This is a genomic window from Marinobacter sp. B-21, assembly GCF_056857895.1.
In genome coordinates this window covers 1-14,405 of the sequence record NZ_JBSXNZ010000050.1, presented here as the reverse complement: position 1 = coordinate 14,405, position 14,405 = coordinate 1, and the positions used below count along the sequence as shown (strand labels likewise).

13 protein-coding genes are annotated in these 14,405 nt (G+C 57.1%); 9 read left to right on the top strand and 4 right to left on the bottom strand.

Annotation, left to right across the window (positions count from 1 at the left end):
* The first annotated feature begins 128 nt into the window (after window positions 1-128).
* The 5 genes from nosR (at window position 129) to AC13C0_RS03645 (ending at window position 7,458) form a co-directional block, all read left to right on the top strand.
* Window positions 129-2,243, top strand: coding sequence for a transcriptional regulator NosR (gene nosR / locus AC13C0_RS03665; RefSeq protein WP_482953989.1), 2,115 nt, complete (start codon window positions 129-131; stop codon window positions 2,241-2,243).
* Window positions 2,244-2,340: 97 nt separating this feature from the next.
* Window positions 2,341-4,209, top strand: coding sequence for a TAT-dependent nitrous-oxide reductase (nosZ, locus tag AC13C0_RS03660; RefSeq protein ID WP_482953988.1), 1,869 nt, complete (start codon window positions 2,341-2,343; stop codon window positions 4,207-4,209).
* Between the two features lie 224 nt (window positions 4,210-4,433).
* Window positions 4,434-5,702: a nitrous oxide reductase family maturation protein NosD gene (locus AC13C0_RS03655; protein ID WP_482953971.1), complete on the top strand. Its 1,269-nt coding sequence runs from the start codon at window positions 4,434-4,436 to the stop codon at window positions 5,700-5,702.
* Window positions 5,699-6,631 carry an ABC transporter ATP-binding protein gene (locus AC13C0_RS03650; RefSeq protein WP_482953970.1) on the top strand — a complete coding sequence of 311 codons (933 nt, stop codon included), beginning with the start codon at window positions 5,699-5,701 and terminating at the stop codon, window positions 6,629-6,631. The genes AC13C0_RS03655 and AC13C0_RS03650 overlap by 4 nt, the downstream gene beginning before the upstream one ends.
* Entirely contained in the window at window positions 6,628-7,458 is an 831-nt protein-coding gene (locus AC13C0_RS03645; protein WP_482953969.1) for an ABC transporter permease, read from the top strand. Before AC13C0_RS03650 ends, AC13C0_RS03645 begins: the two co-directional genes overlap by 4 nt.
* A gap of 114 nt (window positions 7,459-7,572) precedes the next feature.
* Here AC13C0_RS03645 and moaA read toward each other — a convergent pair whose 3' ends face one another.
* The gene (gene moaA, locus AC13C0_RS03640; protein ID WP_482953968.1) at window positions 7,573-8,565 is read right to left on the bottom strand and encodes a GTP 3',8-cyclase MoaA; all 993 of its coding nucleotides are present in this window, start codon (window positions 8,563-8,565) and stop codon (window positions 7,573-7,575) included.
* Between the two features lie 113 nt (window positions 8,566-8,678).
* Window positions 8,679-9,164: a hemerythrin domain-containing protein gene (locus tag AC13C0_RS03635; protein ID WP_117618177.1), complete on the bottom strand. Its 486-nt coding sequence runs from the start codon at window positions 9,162-9,164 to the stop codon at window positions 8,679-8,681.
* A 165-nt stretch (window positions 9,165-9,329) separates the two neighbouring features.
* Between AC13C0_RS03635 and AC13C0_RS03630 the strand changes: the two genes are divergently transcribed.
* The 4 genes from AC13C0_RS03630 (at window position 9,330) to AC13C0_RS03615 (ending at window position 12,372) form a co-directional block, all read left to right on the top strand.
* Entirely contained in the window at window positions 9,330-9,545 is a 216-nt protein-coding gene (locus AC13C0_RS03630; RefSeq protein ID WP_117618176.1) for a hypothetical protein, read from the top strand.
* A gap of 23 nt (window positions 9,546-9,568) precedes the next feature.
* On the top strand, window positions 9,569-9,961 hold the full coding sequence (locus tag AC13C0_RS03625; RefSeq protein ID WP_117618175.1) for a YbaN family protein: 393 nt from the start codon (window positions 9,569-9,571) through the stop codon (window positions 9,959-9,961).
* A gap of 24 nt (window positions 9,962-9,985) precedes the next feature.
* Entirely contained in the window at window positions 9,986-10,423 is a 438-nt protein-coding gene (locus AC13C0_RS03620) for an RrF2 family transcriptional regulator (RefSeq protein ID WP_117618174.1), read from the top strand.
* A gap of 113 nt (window positions 10,424-10,536) precedes the next feature.
* A complete protein-coding gene (locus tag AC13C0_RS03615; RefSeq protein WP_117618173.1) occupies window positions 10,537-12,372 on the top strand; it encodes a sensor domain-containing diguanylate cyclase in 1,836 nt (611 codons plus the stop codon).
* Here AC13C0_RS03615 and AC13C0_RS03610 read toward each other — a convergent pair.
* Together AC13C0_RS03610 and AC13C0_RS03605 are read right to left on the bottom strand one after the other, a co-directional pair.
* Window positions 12,362-13,438 (bottom strand): fatty acid desaturase family protein, encoded by a 1,077-nt coding sequence (locus tag AC13C0_RS03610; RefSeq protein ID WP_117618172.1) that lies wholly within the window; start codon window positions 13,436-13,438, stop codon window positions 12,362-12,364. The two genes, AC13C0_RS03615 and AC13C0_RS03610, sit on opposite strands and share 11 nt — an antisense overlap.
* Before the next feature lie 54 nt (window positions 13,439-13,492).
* Window positions 13,493-14,239, bottom strand: coding sequence for a flavin reductase family protein (locus tag AC13C0_RS03605; protein WP_482953967.1), 747 nt, complete (start codon window positions 14,237-14,239; stop codon window positions 13,493-13,495).
* Window positions 14,240-14,405: the final 166 nt, after the last annotated feature.

Sequence of the window (14,405 nt, the reverse complement as noted above, 5' to 3'; positions counted from 1 at the left end):
CGGGACTCCGCAGTAAGCATATCCAATAAGAGGTATGTGATTTTCCTCAAATTTGCCTATGCTTAAGCAGTACGACGTTTTTTGTCTTGGAGCCTTTAGTGACCGCCTTGTTCCGTTTTGTTTTCCCCATGTGCATCTGGATCATGGCTATGCCCTTGAATGCGGCGCCTGTGAATGAGTATGACCCTGTAGCTGCCCGACAGGTCATCCGGAAGGCGTTTCCTTCGGTCACTACCCTGGTCCCTCGGGAAGGCAACCGAGCCATCCAGGAACTCTATGCCGGAGACGAGCTGAAAGGCTACGCCTATCAGAGTCTCGATTTCATCCAGACCCCGGCCTATTCCGGCAAGCCGCTGAATATTGTGGTGGTCCTGGATACGGACGGAAACATCGTGAGCTCACGCGTTATCGAGCATCACGAACCGATACTCCTTGTCGGTATCCCCGAACGAAAGCTCCACGAATTCACTGACCAGTACGTTGGACTCAAGGCAGACCAGCGGGTGACGGTAGGCGGTACATCGTCGGAGCACAAGGTTGCCGTGGACGGTTTGTCCGGCGCTACGGTAACCGTGATGGTGGTGAACGAGGTCATCATGAAATCGGCCCACCGTGTTGCCGCCGAGCTGGGGCTTGTTCAGAGCCAGAAAAATGCCCGCCCACCGCTTGCGAACATTCAGACCGATAACTTCCAGGACAAAAGCTGGCAGACACTCACCGGAGAAGGTTCCGTTCGCAGGCTGAAGCTGACCCGTGGCCAGGCGGATGACGCCTTCAAGGGCACGCCCGCGGAAGGGATCGACACAACACCGCGGAAACAGCGCGGCGAGCCCCTGATTGATCTGTACACCGCCTATCTGAATGTGCCGGCCATTGGCCGCAATTTGCTGGGTGAACGCCAGTTCCAGTGGCTGACCTCCGAGCTCAGGGAGGGCGAACACGCCATCGCCGTAATGGCCAATGGTGACTACTCGTTCAAGGGTTCCGGTTACGTCCGTGGCGGCATCTTTGACCGCATCCAGATCCGCCAGTTTGGTGACACCTTCAACTTCCGTGATCTGGATTTCTACCGGTTGAGCGATGTTTATGCCGAGGACATGCCCGAGTTTTCTGAAATGGCGATTTTCATCATTCGCCAGCAGTACAACTTTGATCCCGGCACGGAATGGACCCTTGAGCTTACGGTCAAGCGCCAGACCGGCCCACTGGACAGCGAGTTCCAGGTATTTCCACTCACTTACCAGTTGCCGGATCAGTACTACACCCGCCCCGAGCCGGTAATGACAGAGGAGGACATGCTGGCGGATCAGCCCATGTGGGTGCAGATGTGGTATCAGCGGGAGTTCCAGATTGTGGTGCTCGGTATTGGCATCGGTGTGCTGCTGTTCATTCTGTTTTTTCAGGACTGGCTGGTGCAGAAGCCGAAGATGCTGCGCTGGATACGCCACGCGTTTCTCACCTACACCCTTTTCTTCATCGGCTGGTACGCCCTGGGCCAGCTCTCCATCGTGAATGTGCTGACCTTTGTCAACAGCCTGGTCAGCGGTTTCAGTTGGGAGACCTTTCTGATCGACCCGGTGCTGTTTGTACTCTGGGCGGTGGTGGCTGGCATCATTCTGCTGTGGGGGCGGGCGGTTTACTGTGGCTGGCTGTGTCCGTTCGGGGCCCTGCAGGAATTGCTGAACGAGATTGCCCGCAAGCTCAGGGTACCCCAGTACACCGTGCCCTTTGCCTGGCATGAACGGCTCTGGGCGATCAAATACATCATTCTGCTGGTGCTGTTCGGGGTGTCGCTGGACTCCATGGCCACCGCCGAGCGCCTGGCCGAGGTGGAACCCTTCAAAACTGCGATCACCCTCAAGTTCGACCGCAGTTGGCCCTTTGTCACCTACGCCGTCCTGTTGCTGGTGGTCAATCTGTTCACCCGCAAGGCCTTTTGCCGGTATCTGTGCCCCCTGGGCGCGGCGCTGGCATTGCCCACCAAGCTGCGGGTGTTTGACTGGCTAAAGCGGCGCAAGGAATGCGGCAACCCCTGCCGGCTGTGTGATCACGAGTGTGAAGTTCAGGCCATTCACCCGGACGGGCACATTAACTACATGGAATGCCATTACTGCCTGGATTGCCAGATGACCTATTTCGATGACCACAAGTGCCCGCCGCTGATCGTCAAGCGTCGCGGCAAGCGCCGTGGCCATAACGCTCCTGGCCACCCGGAGGAAATTCCAGTGGTGCAGGTGACCTGAGTAGTCCCAGCAAAAAAGAAAGCATGAGAAGCAAAAACCGCCACTACCAATAACGGAGTTGGATATTATGAAAAAGAAAGATGATCTGTCCAAGGATATGCAGGAGCTTCCGGAAAACGGCCAGAGCCGCCGCCGGTTTATGGGCGCAGCGGCACTGGCCGGTGTTGCCGGGGCAACCGGTCTTGGTACCGCAGTGATGTCCCGGGAATCGTTCGCGGCTGCCGCTGGCGATGCCAGGCAAAAGTACATGGTTGAGCCAGGTGAGCTTGATGAATACTATGGCTTTTGGAGTGGTGGCCACTCCGGCGAGGTGCGCGTTCTGGGAGTGCCCTCGATGCGTGAGCTCATGCGCATCCCGGTCTTTAACGTGGACTCCGCCTCGGGCTGGGGTATAACCAACGAAAGTAAAGACGTCCTCGGCCATGATAATACCTACCTGAATGGTGATGCCCACCACCCGCATGTTTCCATGACCGATGGCCGGTACGATGGCAAGTATCTGTTCATCAATGATAAGGCCAATTCCCGGGTTGCGCGTATCCGCCTGGATATCATGAAGTGTGACAGGATCACCACGGTTCCCAATGTCCAGGCCATCCACGGCTTGCGGCTGCAGAAGGTGCCGAAAACCAACTATGTGTTCTGTAACGCCGAGTTTGTGGTTCCCCATCCCAACGATGGCAGTGAGTTCAGCATGGAGAAGAGCTTTACCATGTTTAACGCCATTGATGCGGAAACCATGGAGGTGGCCTTCCAGGTCATCGTGGATGGTAACCTCGACAACACCGATGCCGATTACACCGGTAAATATGTGGTGTCCACCTGTTACAATTCCGAGAAGGCCCTGGATCTGGCCGGCACCATGCGTAATGATCGCGACTGGGCGGTGGTGTTCAACATTGAGCGCATTGAGCAGGCTGTCAAGAACGGCAACTTTAAGACTCTGGGAGACTCCAAGGTGCCTGTGGTTGACGGACGTCACGGCTCCGAACTGACCCGTTATATCCCGGTGCCGAAAAACCCGCACGGCCTGAATACGTCTCCCGATGGCAAGTACTTCATTGCCGCCGGCAAGCTGTCTCCAACCTGTACGGTGATTGCTATCGACAGGCTGGATGATTTGTTTGACGGCAAACTGAAGGACGAGCGAGATGTGGTTATTGCCGAGCCAGAGCTGGGTCTCGGGCCCCTGCACACCACCTACGATGGGCGTGGTAATGCCTACACTACACTGTTTATCGACAGCCAGGTGTGTAAATGGAATATTGCGGATGCCATCAGGCACTACAATGGTGAGGATGTAAACTACATCCGCCAGAAGCTGGATGTGCACTATCAGCCGGGCCACAACCACGCTTCGCTGACCGAGTCCCGGGACGCGGATGGCAAGTGGCTGGTGGTGCTGTCGAAGTTCTCCAAGGACCGCTTCCTGCCGGTTGGCCCGCTGCACCCGGAGAACGACCAGCTGATTGATATCTCCGGTGAGGAGATGAAGCTGGTGCACGATGGCCCCACCTATGCTGAGCCCCATGACTGCATCCTGGTGCGCCGTGACCAGATCAAGACCAGGAAGATCTATGAGCGCGACGATCCCATTTTTGCCAGTGCCCGTGAGCAGGCCAAAAAAGACGGCATCACCCTGGAGGCGGACAATAAGGTCATCCGTGACGGCAAGAAAGTGCGTGTTTACATGACCTCCATTGCGCCCCAGTACGGGCTGATAGAGTTCAAGGTGAAGCAGGGCGATGAGGTGACGGTGTACGTGACCAATCTGGACACCATTGAGGATGTAACGCACGGCTTCTGTATGGTGAACCATGGTGTGAGCATGGAAATCAGCCCAATGCAGACAGCTTCAGTAACCTTTGTGGCGGACAAGCCCGGGGTTCAGTGGTATTACTGCAACTGGTTCTGTCATGCGCTGCATATGGAGATGCGGGGTCGCATGCTTGTTGAGAAGGCCTGATCTTCTCTCCGCCGGGACTCCTTTATGGGGTTCCGGCTTTCCCTTCCACTTGGGAGAAACAATCCAAGAGGAGGCTGCTTTCCAAAACACGCTCCTTCGGCACGTCCCTGTGACGCTTGGGCTCCGCCATCCATGGCTCCGCACAGTTTTGGAAAGCAGCCTCCTCTCGGATTGCCAGAGTTCTGGCAAGGCCCAAAGAAATTTCATCTCTCAGAGAGACATTGATGTACCAAATTTTGCGTTATGGAGTGGCCCTGACAGTCGCTCTTTTATCGCTGACCGCGAGCGCGGGCCTGCAAGAACAGCTTGATGCCCTGGAACCGGGCGCAACCTTTGAGCTTCCTCCTGAGCATGTTTCCTCTCTGGCTATTCGGGTGCCCGGGGTGACGGTGTCTTGCCATTCCGACACGGTGATTGACGGGGGCGGGCAGGGCAATGCTGTGGATATTGTCGCCGGGGAGGTGACGTTGTCCGGTTGTTCGGTGCGCAACTGGGGCCGGGATCTGAACGAGCTGGATGCGGGGATTTTTGTGGCTCGGGAGGCCCGGGGGGCGGTGGTTGAGAATAACCGTCTGCAGGGGCCGGCGTTTGGGGTGTGGCTGGATGCCACGCCGGATGTGACGGTTCGCAACAATACAATTCGTGGCGATGCCAGCATGCGTCCGAATGACCGGGGCAACGGGGTTCACTTGTTCAATACCACCGGGGCGCTGATTGAGGGGAACGACATCCGTCAGACCCGGGATGCGATCTATATTGAGACGGCGAATAACAATACGATCCGGGGTAATGAGATGTCGGATCTGCGTTATGGCATCCACTATATGTATTCGATGAATAACCTGCTGGAGAACAATGTCACCCGGGGCACGCGGACGGGTTATGCTCTGATGCAGAGCAAGCGACTGAGGGTGATCAACAACCGGTCGGTGAATGATGAGAATTACGGAATTCTGATGAATTTCATCACCCAGTCGGAGTTTCGGGGCAATATGGTGACCGGGGTTTCCGAGGGCCGGACCGGTGGTGTGGTGATTGATGGCGCCGAGGGCAAGGCGGTGTTTATCTATAACTCCTTGTACAACACCTTTGCGGGCAATCTGTTTGCGGACAGCAACATCGGGATTCATCTGACCGCCGGTTCCGAGGATAACGAGGTGTTCGGGAATGCTTTTGTGAATAACCAGCGGCAGGTGAAGTATGTGGCCACTCGCACTCAGGAGTGGTCGAGGGACGGCAGGGGCAATTACTGGAGTGACTACCTGGGCTGGGATCGCAACCAGGATGGGATCGGGGATGTGGCCTATGAGCCCAATGACAATGTCGACCGGCTGCTGTGGAAGTATCCGGAGGCAAAGATCCTGATGTTCAGCCCGGCGGTGGATACCCTGCGCTGGGTGCAGGATGCCTTCCCGGTGGTGAAAGATGCCGGGGTTGCCGACTCTTATCCGCTGATGCGACTGCCCGCCGATCTGAAACCGGAGATCCGATGAGCTGTTTTCGTCTTGAGAATGTGAGTTACCGGTACGACAAAAGCCCGGTACTGAAGGGCATGGACCTGACGCTGGAGCCGGGTGAAATTCTGGGGCTGTTTGGCCATAACGGAGCCGGCAAGACTACGTCCATCAAGCTGATTCTTGGGCTTATGCAGCCAACGCAGGGCAGGTTGTCGGTGCTCGGCGGTCACGCCGGTGATCCTCAGGTCACCCAGCACATCGGTTACCTGCCAGAGAATGTGATGTTCTACCCGCAGTTGACCGGTCGGGAGATTCTGAGCCATTTCGCGCGGCTGAAGGGAGCCTCACAGCGGCAGGTGCCTGAGCTGCTCAAACAGGTGGGTCTCGGCGATGCCATGGATGCCCGGACCAAGACCTACTCCAAGGGCATGCGCCAGCGTTTAGGGTTGGCCCAGGCGTTGTTGGGCAAGCCGAAGCTGCTGATGCTGGACGAGCCTACCGTGGGTCTGGATCCGGTGGCCACGGCAGACCTGTACCGGCTGCTCCGGGTGCTGCGGGATGAGGGTACGGGTATTGTGCTGTGTTCCCATGTTCTGCCCGGGGTCGAGCCTTACATCGACCGCGCTGCCATTCTCACGGAAGGTTCCTTGCAAGCGGCCGGAAATCTGGCGGCGCTGAGGCGGCAGGCAAATATGCCTGTGACCCTGTCGCTGGATCCCGCCAACAGTATTTCTGCGCTGGAGCAGGTCATCGACAGCGCTTCCAGCAACAGTGGCCTGATGATCAAGACCGATAACGGACGCCTGCAGGTGGATGTTCAACCGAGGGAGAAGATGGCCTTGCTGAAAGCGGTCATGGCCTCGGGCGAGGTGGCGGATATCAGCATCCATCAACCCAGCCTGGAAGATATTTACGTGCATTTCATCGGCTCTGGTGGCCTGGCCCACCGTGGAGGCAACCAATGAACAGCGTCTGGACCATTGCCCGTAAGGAACTCAGCGACAGCCTGCGAAACCGCTGGCTGATGGCCATTTCCCTGGTCTTTGCCACCCTGGCCCTGGGCATCGCCTGGTTCGGCGCCGCCGCTTCCGGCCACGTGGGCTATGCCTCCACGCCAGCCACCATTGCCAGTCTTGCCAGCCTCGGGATCTTCCTGATTCCCCTGATCGCGCTGCTACTGGCCTACGACGCCATCGTTGGGGAAGAAGAGGGCGGCACCCTGCTGTTACTGATGACCTATCCGCTCAGCCGCAGCCAGCTGTTGCTCGGTAAGTTCCTGGGCCATGGCCTGACCTTGGCCCTGGCCACCCTGATCGGCTTTGGCGTTGCCGGTATGGCTATCGCCTTGCTGGTGGAGGACGTGGCCATTGCCAGTCTGGCTGTCGCCATGGCCCGTTTTATTGCCTCCACCGTCCTGTTGGGTTGGGGCTTCATTGCACTTGCCTACGTGATCAGCGTCCGGGTCAGTGAAAAGCCCATCGCCGCCGGCCTGGCCCTGGCCATCTGGTTCTTCTTCGTGCTGATTTTCGACCTGATGTTGCTCGGCACTCTGGTGGCAAGCCAGGGCAAGTTCAGCGCCGAGCTGCTACCCTGGCTGTTGATGCTTAACCCCACGGACATCTACCGTCTTCTCAACATTGTGGCCTTCGATGGCGCAGCACAGCTCAGTGGTGTCCTCAGCCTCGGCGCCGACCTGCCCATCGGTGCTTTCGGCCTCTGGGTCGGCCTGGTGCTCTGGTTTACTATCCCGTTGGCGGGCGCCCTGTTGCTGTTCCGGAATCGTCGTATCTGAACGGAGGTGTCCCTGATGAACCGAATCAAACTGAACTGGCTCCTTGCGCCCTGGCCGTCTTTGAATTTGGGGTCAGATGAAATTTTCATCTGACCCCCTCTTTCTGCTGGCTGCTTAACCGCCGGTCATATTCATGAACCGAAGAATCTGAACATCCCCATTGGTGGAGAAGTGATGCCGCTCCGGCTTCAGATCCATGGCGTTAATAATGGTCTGGCGGAGCTTGTCGTCGGTCACCGGGTTGCCACGCAGAACGCGGCGAAGGTCCACGGAGTGTTCATTGCCGAGGCAGAGCAGGAGCCGGCCCTCGACGGTGACCCGTACCCGGTTGCAGGTTGAGCAGAAATTATGAGAGTGAGGCGAGATAAAGCCCACCCTCGTGGGGCTGTCCGGCATTCGATAGTAACGGGCGGGGCCGCCGGAATCCCCGGTGGCGGGCACCAGTTCGTGGTGCTGGCGGATGATGTCCCGCACTTCCTTGCTGGTACACAGGGCCAGGCCCCGGTCGTGCTCGGAAATCTCTCCCAGGGGCATTTCCTCAATGAAGCTGATATCCACCTGCTTTTTTCGGGCGAATTCAATCAGCTCCGGGACTTCCTCATCATTGCGCCCCTTCATGACCACGGTATTGAGTTTGATGCCCCGGAAGCCGGCCTCGCGGGCGGCATCGATGCCGTCCAGCACCTGGCCGAGATTGCCGGTGCGGGTGATGTTGCGGAATTTTTCGGCGTCCAGGGAATCGAGGCTGATGTTCAGCCGGTGCATTCCGGCCTTACGCAGGGGCTCGGCCATGGCGGTCAGCTGGCTGCCGTTGGTGGTCATGGCAAAGTCACGCAGCCCATAGGTGCCGATTTCCCTGACCAGCTCCAGGATGTCCTTGCGTACCAGAGGCTCGCCACCGGTCAGGCGGATTTTCTCGGTGCCCAGATCGACGAAATTGCGGGCAACCCGGGCAATCTCCTCCAGAGTCAGAACCTGCTGGCGGGGAAGGAAAGTCATATCCTCGGCCATGCAGTAGACACAGCGGAAGTCACAGCGATCAGTAACGGAGAGCCGCACGTAGTTGACAGTGCGGCCGAAACGGTCTGTGAGCTTGCTCTGGGGCATCGGGTTGATCCTGTTACCGCCTGTTTTTTGATCTGAGTATAGACCAAGTATTGCAGATTGGATCAACGAATCCGATACCCCACGGGAGGTAATTGAACTGCCCAGGCGGGATGCTAAGCCGTCCGGCCGTCTATCCGGGCAAACAGCACGCTGTTTTCCAGGGCGATATGTGCATTCAGGTCTTCCCGGAAAGTGGCGATCTGTTCATAGAGCTTCCGCCAGGTATTGCAGGCATCCTCTGGCAGATCCAAATGGTTGGTGAGTGCGTCAAGCCGGGCAAGCGCGGTACTGTGGTCCTCATGCTCAGCGCGCATCACCGAGATAGGGCCCCGGGCCATGCCGGATATTCCGCGCGCAATCATCGGAAACAGAATCTGCTCCTCCTTGGCCATATGGGTTTCGAGTTCTGCCCGCATCGTCTCAAGGTGGGCACTGAGGCCAGAAGGGCATTCAGGATGACTACCGTGCACCCGCTCGACTCTCTGGGCCAACCGAATCATTTCGGGCAACTGATCCCGGTGGGTGTCGTGATAGCGGTTGAGGATGTGTTCGATCAGTTCTTCCTCTGAGGCTTTTTCAAGCCAGGTTTGTGGGGACATTGATTTTCTCCTTTAGATGCAAAATAAATAAATGTTTTTTGGTTCGGTCATGCTTTTCCGTCTGAATTTTTGGTTAGTGCCTATAAAATAAGGTTGACCCGGGTTGAAATTTCCATAAAAGGAGTTTATAAAATACATGTTAAAGGTGTGTTCAGGAGATTTCAAATGGAAAATCTGCTATTCAGGGCGAACAGTGCGATGGCCTGGTCATTGCTGGGACTGGTGCTGACAATAGTGGTGGCCTATCCGATGGCGCACTACTTTCCCATGGCCATCCAGATTCTTGCGCACGTTGGAACCCTGCTTTTTGCGGTGGGTATCAAGGTCGCTTACGTTGCCAGGCTGGTATTTCTCAGCCGTTTGGGCAGACCTGTTCACTGAATACCGGTAGAATAGATGCAGTTATGAGCCTTGGTGAGAACCCTGTGATGGGCGGTCGTTTTGGGAAAACCGGATTTCGTATTCTTGCGTATATATCGGTAACGCTGGCTGCGGCGGGTGTGATTTTGCCGTTGTTACCGACGACGCCGTTTGTCTTGTTGGCGGCCTTTTTTGCCAGCAAGGGGTCGCCGGCTTTTGCGCAATGGCTTGAAGACCATCCCAGGTTTGGTCCTGCTATTGATCAGTGGCGCACACGACGGGCTGTCCCCGGGCGGGCAAAGGTGCTGGCCTGCGGCATGATGGCGCTGAGCTGGGGGATGCTGGCTCTTTTCGGGGCATCGGCAATGACTTTGGCGATTTCAGGCGTGTTTCTTAGTGGCACCGCCTGTTACCTGGTGACCCGGCCGTCTTATTGACCCTATTAACGACTGGAGTATTGAATGCACATCACCCGTTACACGGATTACTCACTTCGCGTACTGATTTATCTCGCAGTGCAGGGTGATCAACTGGCAACCATCCAGGAGATTGCCGACAGCTATGATATCTCCAAGAACCATCTTATGAAGGTGGTTCATCAGCTCAACAAGAAAGGCTACATCGAAACCGTTCGCGGCAAGAAGGGTGGTATGCGTCTGCACATGGCGCCGTCCGACATCAATGTCGGTATCCTGGTACGCGAAACCGAGCAGGATCTGAGTATTGTGGAGTGTTTTTCGTCGAAAAATGCTTGCAGGATCACCCCGGTGTGTGGCTTGAAATCGATGTTCGGAGAAGCGTTGAACGCCTTCCTGGAGGTGCTCGATAAATACACCCTGGCCGATATTATCCAGGAGCAGCACAGGCCTCAGTTACTGAGACTGCTCCAGATCGCCTGACGGGGCGATACAGAAACTTACGAATCAAATCCATTTTAAACCGCTGGTGAGCCCGCGGGTCCGATAACATGGAACCGGATTCATAAATAACAACAATCGTTGTCGGGGCCGGTTTGATTCATATTGCCTTGCTGGTGTTGCTGGCGCTGTGTTCGGCAGGCGCGTCCGCAACCGGAACACCGGACAGTTTTCCCGTTGTGCTGGATGAGGACAGCGGAAGGCTCGATATATCCCGCCATTTAACCTACTATGAAGATCCTTCTTCCAGCCTGAATATCTCCCAGATCGTCCGGCGCTGGCCGCAAATTGCATCCGTTGGCATTCCGGATGAAGCTTATAACTTCGGCTTTACCGATTCGACCTACTGGTTCCACACCCGGGTTATCAACAGTTCCAGCCCAAATGATCGCTGGGTGATTGAAGGCCTGTATCCGATCATTGATGAAATGGAAGTTTTCTTTGTCAGGGCGGACGGGAGCGTTGGTCGTCAGATAGCGGGAGACGCGATCCCCTTTCGGCAGCGCCCCAAGGACCACCACAATATCAATTTTTTCCTGAAGCTGCCGACGGGGCAGAGTGTTGACCTGTTTTTCCGTGTCAGGACCTCCGGGGCTGTGCAGATGCGTACCCTGCTGTGGAACTCGGATGACTTCAGTTCGGCGGATCACCAGGAGCGGTTCCTGCTGGGACTCTATTACGGGCTTCTCGTTTCCATGGCGATCTTCAATTTTCTGATCTTCGTGTCGTTCAGGGATACCAACTACCTGTGGTACGTGTCCTATATCCTGTCCTATGGCTTGCTCCAGTTCACCCTGAATGGGCTCGCCTTTGAGCATCTCTGGCCGGAATCGCCCTGGTGGAACAATCGTGCGGTGGCGTTCCTGATTGCTACCGGCATGTTCTGTGTTCTCGGATTCTCCCGTTCGTTCCTGGCTCTCAGGGAGAACGCACCCCGGCTTGAAAAAGTGTTCCTTTCGCTGATGGTGTTCTTTGTTCTCGCCGGGGCGGGGGCACTGTTCTGGCCGGACTATGGCCCGGTAATCCGGGTAAACACCTTTATGGCAGCCGTGTCGGTTGGATTCGTTATCCTGGCAGGTGGGCTTTGCCTGTATCGCAGGTTCCGGCCGGCCCGCTATTTCATGGTGGCCTGGACCGCCTTGTTGTCCGGGATGCTTCTGTACACTCTGAAGACGTTTGCCCTGGTGCCAGCCAACTTTCTCACCGAGTTCGGCATCCAGATCGGCTCGGCTTTCGAAGTCATTCTGCTGTCCATTGCCCTGGCTGACCGCCTGAGGCATATGTCGCTCAAGACCCAGCAAATCCAGCAGGAAATGAACGAAAAGCTGGAATCCCGGGTTGCCGAGCGAACCTCGGAGTTGGAGTCCGCCAACAGGCAACTGGAAGCCCTGAGCTCAACGGATGGATTAACAGGCGTATTCAATCGTCGCTATTTCGATGCCCGCTTGGCGGAAGAAGCTGCCCGTTGCCGGCGTCAGGGTCCTATGGCCCTGATCATGGTCGATGTGGATCATTTCAAATCCTTTAACGATAGTCTGGGGCATCAGGCCGGGGATGCGTGCCTGCAGCGGCTCGCTGACACCTTGACGATGGTTGTCCGGCGTGGGACGGATATAGTCGCGCGCTATGGCGGAGAAGAGTTTGCCATTATCCTGCCTTACACTGATGCCACCGGAGCCAGGGCGCTCGCGGAGAAGGTTCGCGCAACGGTTGAGCGTAATCTTCAATTTGAATGGGAAGGGCGCCCGGTTGCGGTGACTGTCAGTCTTGGCGTGGCGATGGCGCCCGGTGGCACTTCCGTGGACCCGTGCGAGCTGATTGCGGCGGCGGACGAGGCTCTCTATGCCTCCAAGCAGGCTGGCCGGAACCGGGTGACGGTCCATTCGCCCGGCAACCTGCATTCCGGAACCTGCGAGCCCGTTATGCCGTAGTGGCGGCCCCTCCTCCAAGACGTTCGGGCAGGGAGTGCCGGAGGATCCGCTTCAATACGGTACCGTACTGCCGGGCGAAACTCCCGGTGTTGTAGTGAATGCCATGCTTCTGGCAGACCGCCTGTACTTTCCCGGAAATCTCCGGGTAACGGTGTGCCGGCAGGTTGGGAAACACATGGTGTTCCACCTGGTAACTCAGATGCCCGCTCAAAATATGCAGCCAGCGGCCCCCGGTAAAGTTTGAGGAGCCGGTTAGCTGGCGAAGGTACCAGTGACCCTTGCTCTCGCCTTCGCATTCCTCCTCGCTGAAGGTCTCGGCGTCCCGGGTAAAGTGGCCGCAGAAAATGACCGTTGATGACCAGAGATTGCGTATCAGGTTGGCGCCAACGTTTCCGGCCAGAACAATGGGGGCCACCGGGAAGGTGACCAACGGAAAGAACACATAGTCCTTGAACGCCTGCCGGCCACCTTTGCGGGCGAATTCTTTCAGGAACGGCAGCTTCTCGCGCCAGCTGATCTCCCTGCGCCGAAGCTTCTCGGTTTCGAGTTCGTGCAGGCCCACACCCCACTGGAAAAACACGCTGAGCAGAACGTAGTTGATGAACTGCAGGGCATGCCAGGGCTTCCAGGGCTCATCATTGCTCAGGCGCAGAACCGCGTACCCGTAGTCCCGGTCCTTGCCGATGATGTTGGTGTAGGTGTGGTGCTCATAGTTGTGGGTGCGGCGCCAGGAATCACCGGTACAGACGGTGTCCCATTCGTAGGTCTGGGAGTGCAGGCTCGGGTCGTTCATCCAGTCGTACTGGCCATGCATCACATTGTGGCCAATCTCCATATTTTCCAGAATCTTGGCAGCCCCAAGAGTTGCGGTTGCTGCAACGAAGACCGGTGGGATGAAGCCGAGGGGCATCATCACCCGGCCTCCGACTTCCAGCATCCGGTGGAGGCGCACCATACGACGGATGTGTTGGGCGTCCCGCTCGCCGAGATCGGCAATCACCTCCTCCCGGATGACGTTGAGATCCTGTTCGAGTTCCGAGAGCTGTGCTTCGGTCATGTGTTTCATGGTGTTACTCCTTGCGGAGCTTCAAGGCTCCGCGATGAAATCGGGTGTTGGTCATTAAATGTCGATGGAAACCGGACCCTTGGGCACCGAAATGCAAAGCTGGACGTTTTCTTCGCCGTGACCGGAGGCCTGACCGGTCAGACGATTGATTACGGTGCCGGCGGTTTTGCGGCAGCTGCATTGGTGGCAAATGCCCATCCGGCAGCCGTAGCGGGGTGACAGGCCGGCCGCCTCGGCTATTTCCAGCAGGGTGGCATCGCCCTCGGAGCCAACCCCCAGTTTGCTTTCGGAAAACCGGACCTGCCCTCCCAGTGGCTCGTTACCCGGATCGGCCTGTGGCACCGAAAAGAACGTGCTGTGGATGTCTGTGTCGGCAATGCCATGCTGGTGGAGCAGTTCCCGGGCCAGGTCCATCAGCCCTTTCGGGCCGCAAAGGTAAACTTGCCGTGCTTTGATTCCGGGTATTGCGTCAAGATCCGCATCGCACAGGTAGCGGGGTGCATCTGTCTCGTGGGTTGTGATGATGTGCAGGGTCAGAGCGCCGTAGCGGGCTGCCAGTGCCTGAAGCGTTTCCCGGGCGATTACGTCGTCCGCTGTGCGCACGAAATACAGCAGCGTCACCGGTGCCCGATAATTGGTGGCGGCCATGGTTGCAAGCTGGCTCAGCACCGGGGTGATCCCGCTGCCTCCCGCGATAAACAGCACCGGTTGCGCCGGTTCGGGAATCTGAAAGTCACCAAAGGCCTCACCGATTCCGATCACCGTGCCGGTCTGGAGGTCATCGTGTATCCAGTTGGTCACTCGTCCGCCCGGCAGGCGTTTGATGGTTAGTTTCCGTCCATAAACGGCCTGTTTTCAAGGCTACTCGCCCGGCCGGGTCGGTCAAATTGTTTCTCTTGACCCACTTTATCCCGGTCACATCACAACCTGTGGTCTTCCGTCGCCATTTTGACCGCGAATTGGCATT

Bases quoted from the DNA above. Each gene is read 5' to 3' on its own strand.
- AC13C0_RS03655 (WP_482953971.1), top strand. From the start codon at position 4,434: ATGTACCAAATTTTGCGTTATGGAGTGGCCCTGACAGTCGCTCTTTTA.
- AC13C0_RS03620 (WP_117618174.1), top strand. From the start codon at position 9,986: ATGCACATCACCCGTTACACGGATTACTCACTTCGCGTACTGATTTAT.
- nosR (WP_482953989.1), top strand. From the start codon at position 129: ATGTGCATCTGGATCATGGCTATGCCCTTGAATGCGGCGCCTGTGAAT.
- AC13C0_RS03625 (WP_117618175.1), top strand. From the start codon at position 9,569: ATGAGCCTTGGTGAGAACCCTGTGATGGGCGGTCGTTTTGGGAAAACC.
- AC13C0_RS03645 (WP_482953969.1), top strand. From the start codon at position 6,628: ATGAACAGCGTCTGGACCATTGCCCGTAAGGAACTCAGCGACAGCCTG.
- AC13C0_RS03650 (WP_482953970.1), top strand. From the start codon at position 5,699: ATGAGCTGTTTTCGTCTTGAGAATGTGAGTTACCGGTACGACAAAAGC.
- nosZ (WP_482953988.1), top strand. From the start codon at position 2,341: ATGCAGGAGCTTCCGGAAAACGGCCAGAGCCGCCGCCGGTTTATGGGC.
- AC13C0_RS03610 (WP_117618172.1), bottom strand. From the start codon at position 13,438: ATGAAACACATGACCGAAGCACAGCTCTCGGAACTCGAACAGGATCTC.
- AC13C0_RS03630 (WP_117618176.1), top strand. From the start codon at position 9,330: ATGGAAAATCTGCTATTCAGGGCGAACAGTGCGATGGCCTGGTCATTG.
- moaA (WP_482953968.1), bottom strand. From the start codon at position 8,565: ATGCCCCAGAGCAAGCTCACAGACCGTTTCGGCCGCACTGTCAACTAC.
- AC13C0_RS03635 (WP_117618177.1), bottom strand. From the start codon at position 9,164: ATGTCCCCACAAACCTGGCTTGAAAAAGCCTCAGAGGAAGAACTGATC.